Consider the following 16,001-nt stretch of genomic DNA (forward strand, 5'->3'; position numbering starts at 1 on the left):
CAAATGACCTTTCGGTTATTCTTGACATGGCAGATATCAGAGCAATCTACGTCAACGGCAAGACAGCACTCAAGTATTACGAGAAGTATACTGAGCCGGTCATCAAAAGACCTGCTATCTGCCTTCCATCAACCAGCCCTGCAAACGCAGCCTGGAATATGAATAGGTTGTTGGAAGCATGGAGCGTTACTGTCCTAGAGCAAAAATGTCAAAAAGACCGTAATAGAAAATGAAGTGATTCATAGAGGACTACTGTCCTAGAGCAAAAATGTCAAAAAGACCGTAATAGAAAATGAAGAGATTCATTAAGGACTACTGTCCTAGAGCAAAAACTTCAAAAAGACCGTAATAAAAAATGAAGAGATTCATTAAGGACTACTGTCCTAGAGCAAAAACTTCAAAAAGACCGTAATAAAAAATGAAGTGATTCATAGAGGACTACTGTCCTAGAACAAAAATGCTCAAAAGACAGTAGCAAAGGCGAGATGGGTGTCTAAGTGATTACTGTCCCAAAAGAAAAACTCTTAAAATACCGTAACAAAGCATGGATAAGTGCCCAGAGCGTCACTCTTCAAGCTGGAATTTGTGGCAGAATGGTAGGATTTCGTAGCCGGGACATGAGAAAAGCGAGCACAAGGAGTTACTCCAAGCTGAAAAATGTGGCAAAAGGGCAGGTTTCAGCACTCGGGACATGACAGTAGCCTCCAAATGAAAGAAAACCCCCAAATGACAGAAAAACCAAAAAACCAAAAAACTAAGAGAGGACCACTACACCAAATGATAGGACTTGGAACAATTATAAATACTGTGGCTGTAATTGCCGGAGGCCTGATAGGGCATTTCGCGGGAGGCTTGTTCAAGAAAGAACAGCAGGAGGCGCTTAACAGAGTATGCGGAGTGAGCGTACTGTTCATAGCAATTGCCGGCGCTATGGAAGGAATGCTCACCGTAGACGGAGCTACCATAACAAGCGGAAAGGCAATGCTTGTGGTGCTGTGCCTGACTATCGGTGCGCTGATCGGCGAGCTGGCAGGAATAGAGAATTGGTTTGAGAAATTTGGAGAATGGCTCAAGATAAAGACCGGAAACGCCTCAGATACAAGATTTGTTGACGCATTCGTTACTACATCGCTCACCATCTGCATAGGCGCTATGGCCATCGTCGGAGCAATCCAGGACGGCGTTCTGGGCGACTATACGACGCTTGCCATCAAGTCAGTCTTGGACTTCATCATAGTAGTTATGATGACATCCTCCATGGGAAAGGGAAGTGCCTTTTCTGCAATTCCTATATTCCTCTTCGAAGGAACAATAACAATTCTTGCAAAACTCATCTCGCCCATTATGACTGACCTTGCGATAAACCACCTCTCGCTGATAGGTTCAATCCTGATCTTCTGTGTAGGAATCAATCTCGTATGGGGCAAAAAACTAAGAGTAGCAAACATGCTCCCGGCAGTAATTCTGGCTGTCATCGCCGCATATTTGCCCTGGCAGTTCTGACATATATCAGCAATCAAAAACGGACAGCGGAGCTTACCTCCACTGTCCATTTTCATAATCCAGCACCTTCGCCGTCTGCCCGGGACTTAATATCGAGTCGCCGGCTTCATTGATGACACACTTCATGCCCGGGAATCCGTTAAGATATGCGGTAATTGCATTGTGCACGTGCACGCCCTCTACGTCGGGAACCTCCATGGCGCAGTACATCGGAATTGTATTATCTCTGTTGTACAAATATATTCCAAGTCCTGTTGCGTTAAAAGAGCTGACATCTTCCGCAACTTTAAACGAAGCATATCCGAATCTCTTGCCGTCGGGATTGATCCACTGTCCCCTGTCCGGCACATCGTAAGGAACCTCGCTCTGATACATGATGCAGGTTCCGTCATTTCCGCTCCACATGGTCTGATAACCGTTAAAGTGCTCCACCATCAGCGCATACATCGTGACATTATCGCCATTTATAATGATGCCATTCTCGCAGGTATTCATATCCCACCCAACGTTATCACCGTGGTCGGCTCTCCAAACCCAGAGGTTATCGCCAACTACATTATCAAGATCAATTGTGATGCAGGCCTTTGTCTTGCAAGGCTCATCTGATGCTATTCCGCCGACCCTGAAATACACATCTGCGATCAGAGAAGGCTTAGCCCCCTCCTTAGCCCCGAGGCGAACAAGATTCTCAGACTCTGCAGTTCCGGCATCAAACAACAGTCCCGCCAGAATCAGATCATCAGCATTTTCTGAAACGACACATTCATTCCCGGCAGCAGAGCGTAGCGTTGCAAGTCCCATTCCTAAGAGAATTGTTCCTGACTTTTTCACAGAAAGTGCCTCATCAAGATTGTAAATTCCCGGTGTAAAAAGAACATTCTTTCCATCCGCCAGCGCCTGGTTAATACTTGAAGCTGTATCCACGTTCTCTTTTGCCACATAGAAATCGTTAAGAGGCAGGACTTTCCCTTCCGGAGCGTCACCTTCCCAGGCAAAAGACATACTTTCTTCTTTCCACTCCGGAACATAAACTCCAAGTCCTTCCTTCTCGTCATATACAAGAAATGGCTTTTCTCGAATTATAGGCGTCTGTGAAACAGCAGTATAGGAAGCTTCTGGCCAGGTCTTATCCGGAACGCCGGAAGGCTCATCGCCCAGCATCACGATGTTCCAGTTCTGGCCGGTCCAGGCGCTGTAGCTGTTGTTCCTTGAAAGCCACTGCTGCTGGGTTCCGGAATCCACAAGGCCTGTAACCTTGGAGTCTGCAAGAAAGCCTCCGCTTGCCCAGCCGTAATCATCATGAAGAGTGAGATTTCCATCAACCTGAACCCTTCTCATATCTGTGGCCTGAGACACAGCCCACACTGTATTCGACTCCATTTCGATATTCTCAATACTTCGCCAGAAGTTACAGGTAGCATTGTGCAGACCCTGAGGGTTTGACAGCCACCTTGCATAGGTGTTAGCTACAGCAATCTTAGTGTCTGTAGGCAGAACTCCAAGCCCGGCCAGCTGAGTATAAAAGCCGACATCAGCGGAAACATTGTAAGTCCCCGGCATGAAGTACACTGCATACCTGTTATCATCAAACTGAGCTGTTTCCTGCAAACTATAAATCCTATCAAGTGTTTCCTGTATCTTGGTCTGTTCATCTTCAGGAGTAAAGATATAAACATTCTCTCCCAAAATATCAGTGTGATAATCTTTGATCTCCATATTATTCTTCCCGCATCCCACAAAAAGTCCTGTAAGTGCAACAAGCCCCAATAAAACTAAATATTTCTTTTTAAACATAATAAAAAAGTCCCCTTCTTATACAAGAATAGTGAAAACAACTCTTGCATAATAGGGGACATTTTATATTAAGGTGTCATTTTATAATTTGTATTTCTTAACGATCTCATCAAGCTCTCCGGACTGAGAGTTGATATCTGAGGATCCGTTTGAAATGACGTTGACGAGTGCAAGGACTTCCTGGATTGAGGCGTTTGTCTCCTCGGTGGCAGCAGCATTGGTCTGTGCTGCTTCTGACAGGCGCTCCATAGCTGTTCCGACCTTCTCACAGCTGTCGGTCATGGATCTGCTCACTTCGCCAAGGCTCTTAACTTCTTTTTCGATGATCTCCAGGTTGTCGGAAATATCCTGATATTTTGTTCTGGCATCATCAACACCCTGTACCTGACGATTAACAGCTTCTTTTACGCTGTCGCTCTGCTGGTTGGCATTGTCAACATTAGCCTGCAGCTCTTTTAACATCTGAGTGATCTCGTTGGCGCTGTTTGCGGAATTCTCTGCAAGCTGTCTGATCTCATCAGCAACAACCGCAAAGCCTTTTCCCATCTCTCCGGCTCTTGCTGCCTCGATGGAAGCGTTGAGTGAAAGGAGATTGGTCTGTGAGGCAATGCTCTGGATCATCTCGGAAGACTGTCCGATCTTGGTGGTACTCTCGTTGATGCTGTTAATACTGTCAAATATCTCTGAGAAGGATTTCTCGCTCTCTTTTGTTATGTCATAAAGATCGTTCATTACGAGGGTTCCGGCCTTACTTGCTTCACCGATCTCGCTGCTGGCCTTGGATAGATTCTCGGATGTAGTCTCGTTTTGCCTGATGATGTCTCTGAGGTTATCAATCTCTTTCATGGAGTCGTTGATATCCTGTACCTGTTCACCTGCAGTTTCAGCGACGTTGTTTACCGCTCCGGTGATCTCGTTTACGTTCTTAACGATCGTGTCGGAGTTCTTGCTCATCTCATCAGACATTCCACCGAGCTTGTCGGTAGATGTTGAAAGATCTCCCATGATCTCACGGGTGGATTCAAGAAGGGTATTGTATGCTTCAGAGAGTTCACCGATCTCATCGTTCTGGCTGATGTCAATCTTATCGGAAGTCAGATCTCTCTGCGACAGAGTTGAGATTGCGCTGCTGACTTTAAGAATAGGCTTAAGAACCTGCCTTATTACAACAACTGCGATCCATATAGCAAGAAGGATATTGATAATGGAGAGAATTACATTTGTTGTAACCATGGAGATTTGGGCCTTGTTTATGGCTGCAACTTCGCTCTTTACATCGTTCTCCATTTCTTCAACCATGGAATCTACCTTTTCGGAGAAAGCTTCAGTAGCGCCATCCACTTCTTCCATAACTATATTACCTGCATCAATACCTACATCAATATACTCATCTGCCATATGCGAGCAGAGGGAATACAAAGCATCATATGAGGTTTTGAGCTCGTTCATAGTCGCAGCAGTCTCTGGCTTGACACTCTTCATCTGATCAAAGCAGGAATAGATGCTGTCTCTTACTTCTTCAACTTCCGCAAGTACCTCGCGGTCGTGAGTTGCGGACATATCTGTAAAGAGTTCACAGGTATTAAGGCCATAGTATCTGATATCCTCAGCGATCTCCATGGCTATGATTGTCTGATTCTGAAGTACTCCAAGGTCATTCTTGATCTTGATGGTACGTATCTGGGTAGAAACAAGGGTGATGATCAGAAAAACGATGATAAGTATGATTGGCCCCAGAAGCTTAGGGGTCAGACCGGTAAAAAAGTTCCTTGTTGATTTGGATTTCGAATTTGTTTTTGCCATGATTTTGCCCTCATAAATATACAAAAATTACATGGTTACACATACAGTATATGAAACGAAATAGTGAATGTCTATGTTTGGCATTATGTTTAATGGAATATTTATAAATGAAAAAATCTCAATATATAAGCAGAATGATTCCTACACACGATGAATACACCCCGGCTTGCATATCAGGACGGGGTGTATTTATAATTAATATTTAGTAAATTACGGAGGCATAGCTGAATGAAATACAGACAACTTGTTGCTCTCACAACCGCTACAGTGCTGGTTCTCTCTACTGCAGCCTGTGGGGCAAAAGACATAGAGGACGCCCCGGCAGGTATCCAAATAGAAACGCTTCAGCCGGAGGCAGAGGTGCAAGATAGCGTTGACCAGCGACAGCAGCAGGCTCAGGAAGCCCAGGCTCCGGCTGAGCAAAAAGAATCAGAGAAAACCGAAGAAACAAAAGCGCCGCAAGGCCCGCTTAAACCGGAGCTTGTAGCCGGCTCTGCACCGAAGCTCCCCATAAGGGTCAGCTTCCCCGACTGGAAGGGCTACACCGACAATACCCTTGCCATGAACAGCATGTACAGTTTCAAAGGTTACCACGGCCAGGGAGAGCTCTTTTTAACCATATCGGGCAAAGTTGAGAGCTTTGATATGTTTGTAAACGGAATGCCGGTAGACACCAGCGAAATTACCTCGCTTGGCGATTGGAAGATAGACATCTCATCCGTAACCAAGAATGGCGAGAACACGGTGCAGGTATCAAACATTGTTCCTTCAAGTGAGAAAGAGGCTGTGATCGTTGGCATTCCTTACCCGGAAGTCATAGCCGGAACCCCTGAGGAAGAAGGCATTCACCCTGAGGCTTTGAAGCTCATTTCAGATCTTATAGAGACTGACATCGAGAACGGCTTTACCAGCGCTCAGCTCGCCGTTGTAAGAAACGGAAGATTGGTCTATGAAAACGCCTGGGGCAAAACCAACACTTACCAGCCAAACGGACTTCCGAATACAGATAGTCCAAACGTCACAACGGATACTCTATATGACCTTGCTTCCGTCACCAAGATGTTTTCCGTAAACTATGCGATACAGAAACTCGTCACGGATGGCGAAGTGGACCTTGATGATAAAATCACGAAGTTCTTGGGTGATGAGTTTGTTACAGAAACCATCCAGGTAACCACCGATTCCAAGGGAGACCCCAAGGACCCTGCGAGCCTCATCGACCTTGATACGCTCAAAAAGTGGAAGTCAGAGCTTACCATAAGAGAGCTTTTAAAGCACCAGGGAGGATTCCCGGCAGACCCTAAATACTGCGCGCCCAAGCTCTACAAGGATGGCCTAAAACCCGGAGAGGACTATCCCGAAAATCCGCTCTTTGCAGGAAACGTGCCCTCTGAAGAGACCAAGCAGGCGACCGTTGAAATGATCTGCAAGACGCCTCTTGACTACGAGCCGGGAACCAAGACGGTTTATTCCGATGCAGACTACATGATACTTGGACTTGTGGTTGAGAAGGTGACAGGACAAGACCTTGATACTTATCTTAAAAAGACCTTTTACGAGCCCATGGGTCTTACCCATATAACCTACAATCCGCTAAGAAATGGCTTTTCGAAGGATGACTGCGCTGCAACGGAGTTAAACGGAAATACCAGGGACGGACTCCTTAACTTTGAGGGCTACAGGACAAAGACTATTCAGGGAGAAGTCCATGATGAAAAAGCCTTTTACAGCATGGACGGAATTAGTGGCCACGCAGGACTTTTCTCCAACGCCACAGACCTTGCAAAGCTTGCATCTGTAATGCTTACAGGAGGCTACGGCGAGCTAAGTTTCTTTTCCCCGAATATCATTGACATGTTCACTTCACCAAAAGAAGAGGACGCAGCAAACTGGGGACTTGGCTGGTGGAGACAGGGCGAGGATCAGAGAGTCTGGTACTTCGGAACACAGTCGGAATCAGGGACATTTGGCCATCAGGGCTGGACGGGAACCATTGTCATGATAGACCCAGAGAGAGATCTTGTTATCGCATACCTGACCAACAAGAAAAACTCCCGTGTGACCAACGTTAAAAAGGATGCCAACAAGTTCGACGGCGACTGGTATACCTCCGCAACACTGGGCTTTGTGCCTGAAATCCTGTCCATAGGAATGGATGCGGACGTAGACATCACGCAGCAGCTAAAGAGTCTTACAAAAGACATGGCGGTTTCAGCCAAAAAGATCCTTCCCAAGGGAGTGTCCATTGACAGCTCTCACCCTGCGGCAAAAAGCGCACGGAGCAAGCAGCAGCTGGCAGAAAAATATGAATAAATAACAAAAGACACCGGTCATTACGACGGTGTCTTTTTTGGCATAAGCTTATATTTGATCAAATAGTAAGTGACTTCCACAAGGCAGCAGCTCATCCATCCCACAGGGTATCCAAAGCCCACGAGTTTCGGCGTGTTTGCTATGTAGTGCGTCAGGATATAAAGGTAAGTCTGCCGAAGTGCAACAAAAGTTGACAGCATTATCACCATCGGCCCCGTGGAATCTCCGCGTCCCCTGAGGCTGCTGGCCAGCGTATGGTTTACGCAGTTGAACATCAGGAAAAAGACATTTGTATGAATGAACAGTGCTCCATAGTCAATAACTGCCTGTTCGGCGGAGAACATTCTGATGGCGGGCCTTGCGAATATGTAGAGAAGCATGGCAATAACGCCGGTGGTCAGAACTCCCATTATTATTACAGTCCTGGTTCCTTCTTCAGCTCTTTTCACCTTACCTGCTCCGATGTTCTGGCTGACAAAAGTCGTGGCGGCCATAGCCATACTCTGAAGAGGCAGCATTATGAAGGAGTCGAGCTTGTTATAGCTACTCCATCCGGCCATGCAGTCTGAGCCGAAGTAGTTGATATAGGACTGGACAAAGACATTGGAAAAGGCCGTGATGACGGACTGAATACCTGTGGGAAGACCTATCAGGACTATCAGCTTCATTATCTCCGGATTTATCCTGAGGTCCTTAAGCGTCAGCTTGTAGATATCATCGGTGCGAAGGAGCAGCCACATGATAAGCGCAGCGGAGATGAACTGGGAGATAATGGTTGCGTAGGCAACGCCCTCGATACCGAAGTGAAAGACCTTTACGAAGGTGAGGTCCAATATGATATTCATTACGCTGGTGAGGATTAAGAGAAAGAGCGGCCTTATGGTATCGCCCACGGCACGCAATATTCCGCTTCCCATGTTGTAGATTAAAAGCCCAGTGATTCCCAGGAAATAGATGGTGAGATATTTGGAAGCATCTGCAAAAACGTCATCGGGAGTCGCCATGAACCTGAGCATCGGTCCTACGCCCTTGATTCCGATAATGGTAAAGGCAATGCAGAATATAAAGGTCGCAGCCATGGTGGTCTCGATGGCCGTATGGAGACGGTCAATCTCTTTTGCCCCAAAAAAGCGCGAGATAACAACGCTGGCGCCGACAGAGAATCCGTTGAAGAAGAACACCAGCATATTTATTATCATTGTCGTGGATCCCACGGCAGCCAGGGCCTGGGTGGACACATAATTGCCCACCACAATGGAATCTACGGTGTTGTACAGCATCTGGAATATGTTCCCGAACATAAGGGGAAGTGAAAAAAGAAGTATCTGTTTTATTATTGAACCGCCGGTCATATCCCTGGCGGTTGAACTTTTTGCTCCGGGCATGATGGATAAACCTCAAGTGATTTCGGGTTACCTGCTGCTTAAGCTTGAGAGGAACTGTTTGGTTCGCTCCTCTTTAGGGTTGTTGATCAGCTCTTTTGCAGAACCCTTTTCCAAGATTATACCATCATCCATGAAGATTGCGATATCTGCCACATCTCTGGCAAAAGCCATCTCGTGAGTGACGATGATCATGGTGGTGTGACGGCTCGCAAGCTCCCTGATCACGCGGAGAACTTCTCCTGTAAGCTCGGGATCAAGAGCAGAGGTCGGTTCGTCAAAGCACAGAATGTCAGGCTCCATGGCAAGTGCTCTTGCAATAGCCACACGCTGCTGCTGACCGCCGGAGAGCTGATGAGGATAGTTACCCATCCTGTCCGCAAGACCCATTTCTGCCAAAAGAGCTTTTCCCTTTTCTATGATCTCATCCTTCATTGAAGGATCCGAGTGAAGAAGGGGAGCAAGCGTGACGTTCTCAAGAGCTGTGTACTGAGGAAACAGATTAAACTGCTGAAAGACAAGGCCAAAGTGCTTCCTGTTCTCTCGCAGCTGCCTTTGGTCTGTTATGGGATTAGCCCCGTCAAGAAGGAGCTTGCCACGGACAGTTATTGTACCCTCATCAGGAGTCTCAAGGAAATTCAGGCAGCGAAGAAGTGTTGTCTTACCGCTTCCCGAGGACCCGATGATGGACAGGGTCTGTCCCTCTTCAAGGTCAAAGCTGATATCCTTTAAAACCTCTGTATTTTCAAAATTCTTTTTTATATTCTTAACTTCTAAGATAGGCATATTTATATTTCCAGTCTAAGCAAAACTTTTTATCTGAAATAATCCAGTCTCTTTTCAATCCTTACAAAGAGGACCGATAACAGTCCGCTGAAGATCAGGTAGAAGGCACCGGTGTAGAACAGTGGCCAGATAATTCCGCTGCTCTTTATGAATGACTGACCGTTCCAGATGATCTCGTATACTGCAATAACCCTGGCCAGCGAAGTGTCTTTTACCAGAGTGATGATCTCGTTGGAGATGGGAGGAACGATCCTCTTTATCAGCTGAAGCATGGTGATCTTAAAGAAGATCTGGCTCCTGCTCATACCAAGAACCTTGCCGGCTTCCCTCTGGCCCACAGGGATGGACTGAATTCCGCCCCTGTAGATCTCGGAAAAGTAGCAGGCATAGTTGATGACAAAAGCAATCAGCGCCGCAAGAAAACGTCCTCTGTTATCAGTTCCCCAGACGTTGATCCCAAGAAAGATTCCGGGGCCGTAATAGATAACAAGGAGCTGCAGCATGAGCGGAGTTCCTCTGATGACCCAGATTATCAGTCTGATGGGAAGTTTGATTAGTTTGACCTTGCTCCTTGAGCAGAGGCATATAGCAAGTCCCAGTGGCAGGGAGAACACGAGAGTCAGGCAAAAGAGCTTTAGCGTTCCCCAAAAGCCTTCCAACAGGGACAAAGTAACAGTCCAAAACATCAGTAGTTTAAACTCCTTTATTATGGTGCGATAACAGCATCCTGTACGCCGTAGGTTGTGGCGATGGCTGTTGTAGTTCCGTCTTTGTAGTACTTATCAAGCTGATCGTTGATATATGCAGCAAGGTCGGATCCCTTACGGCAGCCGATACCGTATTCTTCGGATGTGAGTTCTGCTGTGTGTGCAAGATCGGGGTAACTGGTTCCTTCACCGATCATGGCGCCTGCCATGAGAAGGTCGATGATGCAGGCATCCGATGTTCCGGCGTCAACTTCCATAACTGCGTCAGCCTGTGACTGGAGGGAAGTGTAGTTAAATCCGTTCTCCTCGGCAGCAGCTTCTCCTGCTGAACCTGCCTCTACAGCAAAGCTGAGGGCCTTGGCTGACTCTGCATCCTGATACTGGCCTGCTACGTCTGCCTTAACAACCACTACCTGAGCGTTGTTAAGGTATGGATTGGTACACTCCATTGAGTTCTTAACTTCATCGGTAAGTGTCATTCCGTTCCATACAACGTCGATTGATTTATTGTTGAGCTCAAGGATCTTGTTATCCCAGTCGATCTCTACAAATTCAACATTTACTCCAAGTGACTCACCGACTTTATTGGCGAGGTCGGCATCAAAACCGATCCAGTTTCCGCTCTCGTCCTTGTAATCCATTGGAGCAAAATCCGTGATACCAACGATGAGTGTTCCCTTGTTCTTAATGTAGTCAAGGTCGCTCTCTGTAGCCTTTGCTCCGCAGGCTGTAAGTGAAAGCATGGCTGTCACAAGTAAAGTTGCAAAAATTTTCTTTTTCATACGATCTCTCCTCAAAATTTAATTGATGTTTTTTAAGCATACTCATTACTTTATCACACTACCACACTAAATTGCAAGGCTATTTATAATAAGTCGCAGATGTTTTATTATATAAGTATCAATATGTAAAGGAATTACTGAGCTAATGAGTGATAACACAGGAAAAGAAATCTGGAAACCTGGGAATATGCTCTATCCGATCCCGGCTGTCATGGTGAGCTGTGGCAGGGAGGGAGAGACACCCAACATCATAACCGTTGCCTGGGCAGGAAATGTCTGCTCATCTCCGGCTATGCTCTCCATATCCGTGCGCAAGGAGCGCTACTCCTACGACATCCTAAAAGAGACCGGAGAGTTTGTGGTCAACCTCACAAACAGAGAGCTTATGAAAGCCACAGACTGGTGCGGAGTAAGATCTGGGCGTGACTATGACAAGTTTAAGGAGATGGGCCTTACGCCTCAGAAATCCCAGATGGTCAAGGCACCGGGTATCCTTGAGAGCCCCGTCAACATCGAGTGCAGGACTAAACAGATATTGGAGCTCGGAAGCCATGACATGTTTGTGGCTGAAGTTCTCTGTGTTACGGTAGATAATAAATATATGGATGAGAAAAAGAGATTTGACCTTCGGGCAGCAGATCTCATCGCCTATTCTCACGGTGAGTATTTTACACTGGGAGAGAAGATCGGTAAGTTTGGAATCAGCGTAGCTAAGAAGACTAAGAATTGCTACAATAACAGTGAAACAAAACCCAGAAAGGGCGGTAAGAATCATGGCAAAAATCAGCGTAATAGTTCCCGTATACAACACAGCTGAATACCTGGAGAAGTGCATGGAGAGTGTTCTTGCGCAGACTTTTTCAGACATTGAGATAATGCTTGTTGATGATGGCTCCACTGATGGGATTTCTCCTGCTATGTGTGATACTTATGCAAAACGCGATCCGAGAGTGAATGTCATTCACAAGAAAAACGGTGGTCTGCAATCCGCTTGGATTGCAGGGACTAAGGAATCAAAAGCTAATTATGTGACATTCATCGACAGTGATGATTGGGTTGACGCTGATATGTGTGAAAAAATGTATGAGCAAACCGACAGTGCTTATTCCGATAGTGAAGTGATAGCTGCCAACTACATTGTAGAGAAGGCAGGTGAAAAGCGTAAGGAAACACAAGGACTTGTGCCGGGTGTTTATACCGAATCTGCTCTTGACGAAATCAGAAGAAATCTTCTTGGAAATGAGATAAGACCTATTACCATGTCGAGGTGTATGAAGCTTATTTCCAAAAAGCTTATTCTGGATAATATTAAATACTGTAATCCTGATATTGTCATGAGTGAGGATGTAAATATAATGTTACCTTGCTTTTGCGATTGCAAGAGGCTGGTAATAATGAAGGAGTCGTACTTTTATCATTATAGAACTTTGTGGGATTCCATGAGCCACGACTACAATCCGAAGCTTCTTAAAAATCTTGAGCTGACAGATAAGACTTTCAGAAATATTTTGTGGGACAAACAGGTGTTAAATGCTGATTCTCAGATGAACAGGGAGTTTGTGGTGATGCTGTTCGTGGTGCTTAAAAATATACTTCGCTCCGGCCGCCCTGACACGACTGCGTTGGTAAAAGAAATATTCAAACGCCCGGACATCAAGGAGAAGATTGATAGCACTACCGTTGGGGTAAATTCAAAGGCTAACAAGTTGCTTTATTTTACGATCAAACATCCGAACTCCATTATGATTTCAGTGACAAGAGCCCTTATTAATTACTATGACAAAAAGACTAATCAGCTCTGAAATATGGTAGAATTGATATATTAAATCCTTAGGAGGAATGCTTATGGGAAAGGTTTTTCATGTTGATCACCAGATAGCCAACAAGAACGTGGAGGATTCCATAACTGAATGCACCAAGGTGGTCAAGTACTCGGACATCAACAGCGAGAACAGACTCTTTGGAGGACAGCTCATGTCCTGGATAGATGAGGTGGCAGGAGTAGTTGCAGTAAGACATTCAGGCAATCCCGTTGCTACAGCGGCTGTCGACAACATGCAGTTCAAGCAGGGAGCGAAGCTCGATGACATCATCGTTATCATAGGTAAGCTCACCTACGTCGGCAAGACTTCCATGGAAGTAAGAGTTGACACTTATGTCGAGGACCGCAGAAACGGAATGAGACACATCATGAACAGAGCATACTTCACCGAAGTGTGCATCGATGAGGACGATACTCCCGTACTGGTTCCTTACGGACTTAACGTGCGCACCGAGAGCGAGAAGGCAGAGTGGGAGGGCGCTTTGAAGAGACGTGAACTAAGGCGCCAGCGCAGGATGGAAGGATTCTAAAACTTAATAATAGTTCGTTGCATTTATTAATTGATAGTGTTAAAATTTTGTCAGTCGGCGTTTTCAATTTAATAGTTTGGAGGTTATTCCGCAATGAGTAAGAATTTTGATGACATTTTAGCTAAGCTTAAGACAGCTGAAACCAAGAAGATGTCTGTAGCTGTAGCTCAGGACACTCACGTCCTGGAGGCAGTTAAGGTAGCCAAGGAGAGAGGAATCGTTGATCCCATTCTTGTAGGTGACCTTGACAAGATTAAGGAGAAGGCAGCAGAAGTTGGCATGAGCCTTGACGGATACGAGATCATCGATGTTAAGGATGATATCGAGGCTGCACGTTGTGCTGTATCACTGGTTCACGATGGCAAGGCTGACATCTACATGAAGGGTGCTCTCGAGTCCAAGGACTTCCTTAAGAGCGTTCTTGATAAGGAAGTAGGTCTTCGCACAGGACGTCCTCTTTCACATGTATGTGTGTTTGAGATCCCCGGTATCGACCGTCTTCTTTTCCTTACAGACGTTGCTTTCATGCCATATCCTACACTTGAGGATAAAAAGGTCATCATTGAATATACTGTAGAAGTAGCAAGAGCATGTGGCGTTGAGTGCCCTAAGGTAGCTCCTCTTGCTGCAGTAGAAGTTGTTAACCCCAAGATGCCTGTAACCGTTGAGGCAGCTGAGCTCACCAGAATGTGCGAAGAGGGTGAGATCAAGAACTGCATCGTTGACGGACCTCTTTCAATGGATCTTGCAATCGATCCTGAGGCAGCCAAGCATAAGGCAGGCGCTCTTGACCGTAAGATCGTAGGTGATGCGGACATCCTTCTTTTCCCTGATATCCACGCAGGAAACCTTACATACAAGACAATCGTAAGACTTGCAACTGTTAAGAACGGTAACATCCTTACAGGAACCAAGGCACCTGTAATCCTTACATCAAGATCTGATTCTGTTGATGTTAAGGTTAATTCAATCGCACTCGCAGCAGTAGTTGCTGAGGATAAGAAGAAGGGAGTTTTATAATGATAAAGAGTTTGATCATCAATCCTGGTTCAACATCAACCAAGGTCGGCATCTTTGAGGATGAGACCCTCGTTAAGGAAGAGACTCTCCGTCACAGCACAGAGGAGATCGAGTCCTATGCATCAATCATTGACCAGAAGGACTTCCGTAAGAATATCATTCTTGATTTCCTTAAGAAGGAGAGCATTGATATTAAGAGCTTTAACGTAATCGTAGGAAGAGGCGGACTTCTTCGTCCCATTCCCGGCGGTACATATGAGTGCACAGATGCACTTTTAGAGGACCTTCGCAAGGGCGTTCAGGGTCAGCACGCGTCTAACCTCGGCGGAATCCTTGCAAGAGAGATCGGTGACGAGATCGGCGTTCCTTCATACATCGTTGACCCTGTAGTAGTTGACGAGATGGAGCCTGTTGCAAGAATCTCAGGTGTTCCTGAGATCGAGCGTGTATCAATCGATCACCCTCTTAACCAGAAGGCAGTTGCCAGAAGATATGCCAAAGAGATCGGCAAGAAATATGACGAGATCAGCGTTATCGTAGTTCACATGGGTGGCGGTACATCAACTGGTGTTCACAAGAACGGCAAGATGATCGATGTTTACGCAGCTCTCAACGGAGATGGTGCATTCTCACCGGAAAGAGCTAACGGCATTCCTGCCAAGGCGCTTGTAGATATGTGCTTCTCAGGCAAATATACCTATGATGAGATGAAGAAGAAGATCGTCGGTTACGGCGGACTTAATGCTTATCTTGGAACCAACGACATGAGAGAAGTTAACAAGATGTGCGAAGACGGCAACGAGAAGGCAATCCTTGTTCGTGACGCTTTCATCTACCAGATCTGCAAGAACATCGGCGCATGCGCTACAGTTCTTAAGGGCAAGGTTGACCAGATCATCCTTACCGGCGGAATCGCTTATGGCCAGGTTATCACCGACGCCATCAAGGACAGAGTAGACTGGATCGCTCCTGTAACCGTTTATCCCGGTGAGGACGAGCTCCTGGCTCTGGCTCAAGGCGCTATCCGCGTACTCAACGGCGAAGAGAAGGCTCAGACCTACTAATTTCACATAATATTAAAGGAGTCAAAGGGGACGGTTCTCTTTGACTCCTTTTTTTGAGTCACCGGGGACGTTTCAGTTTGACTCATTGTGAGACACTGGGGACGTTTCAGTTTGACTCATTGTGAGTCACCGGGGACAGTTCAGTTTGACTCCCCGCGAAGTCAGAAGTCATGGGGACGGTTCTCTTGACTTCACGCAGAAGCTATGTGTCCCCCGCTGTCGGTGATTGTAGCTTATAATAAAACCGGAGCTAAAGGCTGCCCGGGCGCCAAAAAGCGGCGCCCAGCGTACTGTCCTTTGACTCCGCTTTTATTATGCGCATCATGGCCACTAAGCGAGGCTTGCATAGGGGGTGTGACAGAATTGGCAGTTCCTGGCTTGGGGACATGACAAATGCAGGAAGAAGAGGCCTCTTCTAGCTTGAATCTGTGGCAAATGGCCAGGTTATAGCAGCCGGGACATGAAAAAAGCAAGAACAAGGGGCTCCTCCTAGCC

At 46.2% G+C, this 16,001-nt stretch carries 13 protein-coding genes and 1 pseudogene; 8 read left to right on the forward strand and 6 right to left on the reverse strand.

Features of this window, described 5'->3' with window-relative positions:
• Positions 1 to 233, forward strand: a pseudogene (locus tag G632_RS22215) (DNA-deoxyinosine glycosylase); the annotation flags it as partial.
• Positions 234 to 777: 544 nt separating this feature from the next.
• Positions 778 to 1,503: a DUF554 domain-containing protein gene (locus G632_RS0116485; protein ID WP_022770615.1), complete on the forward strand. Its 726-nt coding sequence runs from the start codon at positions 778 to 780 to the stop codon at positions 1,501 to 1,503.
• A gap of 33 nt (positions 1,504 to 1,536) precedes the next feature.
• Here G632_RS0116485 and G632_RS20515 read toward each other — a convergent pair whose 3' ends face one another.
• Together G632_RS20515 and G632_RS0116495 are read right to left on the reverse strand one after the other, a co-directional pair.
• Complete coding sequence (locus tag G632_RS20515) at positions 1,537 to 3,297, reverse strand: glycosyl hydrolase family 28-related protein (protein ID WP_022770617.1); 1,761 nt, start codon at positions 3,295 to 3,297, stop codon at positions 1,537 to 1,539.
• 81 nt (positions 3,298 to 3,378) lie between these two features.
• Positions 3,379 to 5,100 (reverse strand): methyl-accepting chemotaxis protein, encoded by a 1,722-nt coding sequence (locus G632_RS0116495; RefSeq protein WP_022770618.1) that lies wholly within the window; start codon positions 5,098 to 5,100, stop codon positions 3,379 to 3,381.
• Between the two features lie 228 nt (positions 5,101 to 5,328).
• On the opposite strand from G632_RS0116495, the gene pbp4b reads away from it, so the two are divergent.
• A complete protein-coding gene (pbp4b, locus tag G632_RS20520; protein ID WP_022770619.1) occupies positions 5,329 to 7,413 on the forward strand; it encodes a penicillin binding protein PBP4B in 2,085 nt (694 codons plus the stop codon).
• 20 nt (positions 7,414 to 7,433) lie between these two features.
• On the opposite strand, the gene G632_RS0116505 is transcribed toward pbp4b, so the two are convergent.
• Genes G632_RS0116505 through G632_RS0116520 form a run of 4 tightly spaced genes read right to left on the reverse strand, consistent with a single transcriptional unit; the run spans position 7,434 to position 11,070 of the window.
• The gene (locus G632_RS0116505; protein ID WP_022770621.1) at positions 7,434 to 8,798 is read right to left on the reverse strand and encodes an MATE family efflux transporter; all 1,365 of its coding nucleotides are present in this window, start codon (positions 8,796 to 8,798) and stop codon (positions 7,434 to 7,436) included.
• 27 nt (positions 8,799 to 8,825) lie between these two features.
• Positions 8,826 to 9,581 (reverse strand): amino acid ABC transporter ATP-binding protein, encoded by a 756-nt coding sequence (locus tag G632_RS0116510; protein WP_022770622.1) that lies wholly within the window; start codon positions 9,579 to 9,581, stop codon positions 8,826 to 8,828.
• Positions 9,582 to 9,610: 29 nt separating this feature from the next.
• Entirely contained in the window at positions 9,611 to 10,267 is a 657-nt protein-coding gene (locus tag G632_RS0116515) for an amino acid ABC transporter permease (protein ID WP_022770624.1), read from the reverse strand.
• Positions 10,268 to 10,287: 20 nt separating this feature from the next.
• The gene (locus G632_RS0116520) at positions 10,288 to 11,070 is read right to left on the reverse strand and encodes a transporter substrate-binding domain-containing protein (protein WP_022770625.1); all 783 of its coding nucleotides are present in this window, start codon (positions 11,068 to 11,070) and stop codon (positions 10,288 to 10,290) included.
• Positions 11,071 to 11,215: 145 nt separating this feature from the next.
• On the opposite strand from G632_RS0116520, the gene G632_RS20525 reads away from it, so the two are divergent.
• The 5 genes from G632_RS20525 (at position 11,216) to buk (ending at position 15,506) form a co-directional block, all read left to right on the forward strand.
• Complete coding sequence (locus G632_RS20525) at positions 11,216 to 11,887, forward strand: flavin reductase family protein (protein WP_022770627.1); 672 nt, start codon at positions 11,216 to 11,218, stop codon at positions 11,885 to 11,887.
• Positions 11,844 to 12,872 carry a glycosyltransferase family 2 protein gene (locus G632_RS21505; protein ID WP_022770628.1) on the forward strand — a complete coding sequence of 343 codons (1,029 nt, stop codon included), beginning with the start codon at positions 11,844 to 11,846 and terminating at the stop codon, positions 12,870 to 12,872. The genes G632_RS20525 and G632_RS21505 overlap by 44 nt, the downstream gene beginning before the upstream one ends.
• Before the next feature lie 43 nt (positions 12,873 to 12,915).
• Positions 12,916 to 13,422 carry an acyl-CoA thioesterase gene (locus G632_RS0116535; RefSeq protein WP_022770629.1) on the forward strand — a complete coding sequence of 169 codons (507 nt, stop codon included), beginning with the start codon at positions 12,916 to 12,918 and terminating at the stop codon, positions 13,420 to 13,422.
• Positions 13,423 to 13,515: 93 nt separating this feature from the next.
• Entirely contained in the window at positions 13,516 to 14,442 is a 927-nt protein-coding gene (gene ptb, locus G632_RS0116540; RefSeq protein ID WP_022770631.1) for a phosphate butyryltransferase, read from the forward strand.
• The gene (gene buk, locus G632_RS0116545; RefSeq protein ID WP_022770632.1) at positions 14,442 to 15,506 is read left to right on the forward strand and encodes a butyrate kinase; all 1,065 of its coding nucleotides are present in this window, start codon (positions 14,442 to 14,444) and stop codon (positions 15,504 to 15,506) included. Before ptb ends, buk begins: the two co-directional genes overlap by 1 nt.
• Positions 15,507 to 16,001: the final 495 nt, after the last annotated feature.

Origin of the sequence: Butyrivibrio sp. NC2007 (assembly GCF_000421405.1) — a bacterium.
Taxonomy (GTDB): Bacteria; Bacillota; Clostridia; order Lachnospirales; family Lachnospiraceae; genus Butyrivibrio.